Source organism: Micromonospora sicca (assembly GCF_003172935.1).
GTDB lineage: Bacteria > Actinomycetota > Actinomycetes > Mycobacteriales > Micromonosporaceae > Micromonospora > Micromonospora sicca.
In genome coordinates this window covers 1-4791 of sequence record NZ_QGKS01000178.1, presented here as the reverse complement: position 1 = coordinate 4791, position 4791 = coordinate 1, and the positions used below count along the sequence as shown (strand labels likewise).

The following is a 4791-nucleotide window of genomic DNA, read 5'->3' as shown; positions in this document are numbered from 1 at the left end:
CTCCCTCCGCGCCGCCCGCGACGCCGGCCTCCTCGCCTGACCCCGTCCCGCCCGCGCCCGCCTGCGGCATGTCGCGGCCTGTTCGCCGCCCGGACACCGCGACCTGCCGAAGGCGGATCGCCGGGGGCCGGCAGGCCGGGCGGCGGACGGGCGGATCGCCCGGACGGGGGATCGGGCGGATCCGCCGGGTAACTGGCTTTTCGCTGTGAGTGTAGAAAACCCGCCGCTAAGGACTTGACGGCAGGATTCGGACGGCGCAAGATGCTCCGTGCGGGAGGGCGTTTCGCCGGAGACTTTGTTCTTACGACCCAGCGCCAGAGGCGTTGTGCGATCGTCCCTCCCGACCAACGTCGCGGTCGGGGTCAGCGTTAATTCGCTGGCCCCGATCGTCGTTCCGGCGCACCCTCGCAGGCATGGGCATCACAATCGCGCCGTTCGACGCCGCCGACCAGGCCGCGATCGACGAGGCGTACCGGATCGGCGCGGCGGCCAACGAGGCGGACCTGCCGGACTTCCCGCCGTTCTGCCGGCGGCGCTTCGAGGCCGCGGTCCGGCATCCGATGCCGGGCAACGCGCCGCGCTGGGCGCTGGCCCGGCTCGACGGCGTACCGGCCGGCTATCTGGGGCTGGACCTGCCGCAGCTCGACAACACCGACAACTCGACCGTCGACCTGGTGGTCCATCCGCGGTACCGGCGGCGGGGCGTCGGCCGGGCGCTGCACGAGCACTGCCTGCGGCTGCTGGGTGAGCACGGCCGCAAGCGGGTGATGGGGATGGCGGTCTCGGCGCTGCCCGGGGGAGTGGCCCGACCGGAGGCGGGCGGCGCGTTCGCCGCCGCGGTGGGCGCCCGCCCGGTGCTCGCCGAGGTGCGCCGCCGGCTGGCGACCGAGCGGCTCGACCGCGCCGCGCTCGACGCCCTGGCCGCCGGCGCCCGGGCGCACGCCAGCGGCTACCGCGTCGTCCGCTGGCAGGGCGACACCCCCGAGGAGTACGCCGCCGACGTGGCCTACCTCGACGGCCGGCTGATGACCGACGCGCCCCTGGGCGACCTGGAGTGGGAGCCGGAGCAGGTGGACGTCGCGCGGCTGCGGGGCACCGAACGGGCGCTGGACGCCCGGGGCCGCCGCCGCTACCACCACGCGGCCGTGCACGAGGCGACCGGCCGGGTGGTCGCCTGGACCCTGATCGACCTCGGGCCGAGCGCCGACTGGCACGCGTTCCAGCAGATCACCATCGTCGACCCGGCGCACCGGGGACACCGGCTGGGCCTGCTCACCAAGGCGGAGAACCTGCGCTGGGTGCTCGGTCACGAGCCGGCGCTGCGGGCGATCGACACCTGGAACGCCGCGGAGAACCGGCACATGATCACGATCAACGAGCAACTGGGCTTCCGCCCGGTCGACGCCTGGACGGACTGGCAGTTGACGATCTGACATGTGACACGGCCCTACTGATCGCGGGGCTTTCTGTTGCATGATGGCGGGCATGACGGAGACCCCGCACCCCCTGTACGACAGGCACGCCGACACCCTCAACCGCGCGCTGACCGCGATCACGGAGCGGGGCTACTGGTCCGCCTACCCCGAGTCGCCCAGCCCCCGGGTGTACGGCGAGACCGCCGCCGCCGACGGGAAGGCCGCCTTCGAGGCGTACCTGAACGCCGACTTCCCCCTCGACCAGCCGGGTGACGGCGAGACCGTCGCCACCGAGACGAGCCCGTTCGGCCTGGAGCTCAACGTCCGCTACCCGCACGCGGCGGCCGACCAGCTGGTGGGCGCCGCCACGGTGGCCCTGGCCGGCTGGCGCGACGCCGGCCCGCAGGTGCGCGTCGGGGTCTGCCTGGAGATCCTGGACCGGCTGCACAAGCACATCTTCGAACTGGCCAACGCGGTGCAGTTCACCAGCGGTCAGGCCTTCGTGATGGCGTTCCAGGCCGGCGGCGCGCACGCGCTGGACCGGGCGCTGGAGGCGGTCGCCTACGCGTACGCGGAGATGACCCGCCACCCGGGGACGGCCGGCTGGGAGAAGGCCGCCGGCAAGGGCGACCCGCTGCGGATGACCAAGACCTTCCACGTGGTGCCGCGGGGGGTGGCGCTGGTCATCGGCTGCAACACCTTCCCGACCTGGAACTCGTACCCGGGGCTCTTCGCCTCGCTGGTCACCGGCAACCCGGTGGTCGTGAAGCCGCACCCGCGCGCCGTCCTGCCGCTCGCCATCACGGTGCGGTACGCCCGCGAGGTGCTCGCCGAGGCCGGCTTCGACCCGAATCTGGTGCTGCTCGCCCCCGAGGCGCCGGGCGAGAAGCTCGCCTCCACGCTCGCCCTGCACCCGGCTGTCAAGATCGTCGACTTCACCGGCTCCACCGAGTACGGCGACTGGCTGGAGGCGAACGCCCGGCAGGCCGCCGTCTACACCGAGAAGGCCGGCCTGAACACGGTGGTGATCGACTCCACCGACGACTTCGCCGGGCTCTGCCGCAATCTGGGCTTCACGCTGACCCTGTACAGCGGCCAGATGTGCACCACCTCGCAGAACCTGCTGATCCCCCGGAACGGCATCGCCACCGACCAGGGGCACAAGAGCTTCGACGAGGTGGCGGCGGGGATCGCCGCGGCGGTCGGCAAGCTCACCGCCGACCCGGCCCGCGGCGTCGAGTTGACCGGCGCGATCGTCAACGACGGCGTGCTGGAGCGCCTCGACGAGGTCACCAAGGTCGGTGAGCCGGTGCTGGAGTCGCGTACCGTCGAACACCCGTCCTTCCCCGGCGCGGTGGTCCGGACGCCGACCATCGTCAAGCTGGCCGCCGACGACACCGCGACCTACTCGCGGGAGTGGTTCGGGCCGATCTCGTTCGCCATCGCGACCGACTCCACCGAGCACAGCCTGGAGATCCTGCGCAGCACGGTAGGGGAGAAGGGCGCGCTGACCGCGGCGGTCTACTCGACCGACGAGGCGGTGCTGGACGCGGCCGAGGCGGCGGCCATCGACGCCGGCGTGCACCTGTCCTGCAACCTGACCGGCGGCGTCTTCGTCAACCAGTCGGCGGCGTTCTCCGACTTCCACGGCAGCGGCGCCAACCCGGCCGCCAACGCGGCGCTGACCGACGGCGCGTACGTGGCGAACCGGTTCCGGATCGTCCAGAGCCGGCGTCACACCTGAGTTCCGGTTGGGGTTTCCGGGGCAGGCCACCCCGCTCCGCGCGGTCAGGCTTGATCCCTCCGCGGGGCGGCCTGCCCCGGAAACCCGCCGTGGTGCGCTGCGTCCGGGTGGTTCTGGCCGATTCGGTGGTGAAGAAGAATCAATCAGGCGGGGCGGCGCATCTGGAGTTCGCGCAGCGTCGGGATCTTCGGGTGCGGCACCCGCACGCCCGTGTCAACGAAACCCAGCCGCTGGTACGCCCGGTAGGCGCGGTCGTTGCCGACCACCACCTCCAGCATCAGCTCGGGCCGGCCGCACGCGCGGGACCAGGCCGCCACCGCGTCGACCAGTTCCCCGAGCAGGCCGGTGCCCCGCCAGGCCGGGGTGAGGTAGACGGCGTAGATCACGGTGAGGCCGGGCTCCTCCGGGACGACCGTGCCCCCGGCGTGGCCGACGAACCGGCCGCCGAGGTCGGCGACGAACTGGGCCGTCGCGGCGCCCCGCGACACGGCGGCGATCCGGGCCGCGTAGTCGGCGTGCGGGCGGGCGGCGGCCTCCGCCACGGTCTCCAGGAAGGCCAGCGGCGCGTCGGCGAGCATCTCCAGCCGCAGCGCGCGCATCCGGGCGGCGTCCTCCGGGCGGATCCGGCGGACGGTGGCCGTCCGGGCGGCTGTCATGGTCGGCGCGCTCGTCATGTCGCATGCATACCGGAGGGACGGTCGTCCATGTCGCGCCGGGCCCGATCCTGCCCGGAATATGCCCGATTTGCGGTCGTGCGCCGTCGTCACGCCTCGTGTAGCGTGCGATTTCGGTCACCGATTCAGCGGCCGTCGCCGATCGCCGGAACGGTGGTCCGGGCGCGGGCTCGGCCGGCGTCCGGGGGTTGTGGAAAGCCGCGCAGAGTGAGGAAGTGCACCGTGGCACAGGGCACCGTGAAGTGGTTCAACGCCGAAAAGGGCTATGGCTTCATCGCCGTCGACGGCGGGCAGGACGTCTTCGTCCACTTCTCCGCGATCGAGATGGACGGCTACAAGGCGCTGGACGACGGCCAGCGGGTCGAGTTCGAGATCGCCCAGGGCCAGAAGGGTCCGCAGGCCGAGCGCGTCCGCGTCATCGCCTGATCCCGTCGCCGCCCGTCGGGCGGCTTTTCCACTCCGATCAGGGGCAGCGGTGCGGGTGCGCACCGGGGAAGATCATGAGCCGTTCCAGCCATCGATGCTGAGGAGGGCCCATGTCCGATCTGCCCCCGCCGGATGCTCCCCGATCCCACCCGTCGGAGCCCGCCGGCGCCGGCCCGTGGGGCGGCGGACCGGGCCAGGGCGGGCCGCCCCAAGCGGCACCGCCCGGCTGGGCGCCGCCCGCGTACGGTGTGCCGTCGCAGCCCGCCGCGCCGCCGCCGTACTGGCCGCCGGCTCCCTTCGCCGGCTACCCGCCCCACGGCGGGTATCCGCCGGCCGGGGGCGCGCCATGGCTGCCCGCTGCCGGGTACGACCCCCAGGATCCGCTGGTCACGCCGCCGGGGGCCGGCGTCGCCGGCTGGTTCCAGCGCGGCGCCGGCGCGCTGCGCCGGAGCTGGCGCGTCCTGCTGCCGATCATGCTGATCACTCAGGGGTTGCCGGGCATCGCGATCACGCTGTTCGCGCTGCCGTTCTA

4 protein-coding genes and 1 pseudogene are annotated in these 4791 nt (G+C 73.2%); 4 read left to right on the top strand and 1 reads right to left on the bottom strand.

All coding sequences use genetic code 11. From position 1 onward, the window contains the following. Nucleotides 1–413: 413 nt before the first annotated feature. A complete protein-coding gene (locus tag DKT69_RS10215) occupies nucleotides 414–1433 on the top strand; it encodes a GNAT family N-acetyltransferase (protein WP_109801323.1) in 1020 nt (339 codons plus the stop codon). Between the two features lie 52 nt (nucleotides 1434–1485). Then, nucleotides 1486–3159, top strand: a complete 1674-nt coding sequence (gene paaN / locus DKT69_RS10210) for a phenylacetic acid degradation protein PaaN (RefSeq protein ID WP_201749566.1) — start codon at nucleotides 1486–1488, stop codon at nucleotides 3157–3159. A 143-nt stretch (nucleotides 3160–3302) separates the two neighbouring features. Here the strand turns inward: paaN and DKT69_RS10205 are convergent, their stop codons facing one another. After that, nucleotides 3303–3833 (bottom strand): GNAT family N-acetyltransferase, encoded by a 531-nt coding sequence (locus DKT69_RS10205; RefSeq protein WP_201749565.1) that lies wholly within the window; start codon nucleotides 3831–3833, stop codon nucleotides 3303–3305. A 222-nt stretch (nucleotides 3834–4055) separates the two neighbouring features. Between DKT69_RS10205 and DKT69_RS10200 the strand changes: the two genes are divergently transcribed. Next, nucleotides 4056–4259, top strand: a complete 204-nt coding sequence (locus DKT69_RS10200; protein ID WP_013288855.1) for a cold-shock protein — start codon at nucleotides 4056–4058, stop codon at nucleotides 4257–4259. Between the two features lie 110 nt (nucleotides 4260–4369). Beyond that, nucleotides 4370–4791, top strand: a pseudogene (locus tag DKT69_RS10195) (hypothetical protein); the annotation flags it as partial.

What these genes read in the sequence shown, in the direction of transcription:
- paaN (WP_201749566.1), top strand. Translation starts at nt 1,486, where the DNA reads ATGACGGAGACCCCGCACCCCCTGTACGACAGGCACGCCGACACCCTC.
- DKT69_RS10205 (WP_201749565.1), bottom strand. Translation starts at nt 3,833, where the DNA reads ATGACGAGCGCGCCGACCATGACAGCCGCCCGGACGGCCACCGTCCGC.
- DKT69_RS10215 (WP_109801323.1), top strand. Translation starts at nt 414, where the DNA reads ATGGGCATCACAATCGCGCCGTTCGACGCCGCCGACCAGGCCGCGATC.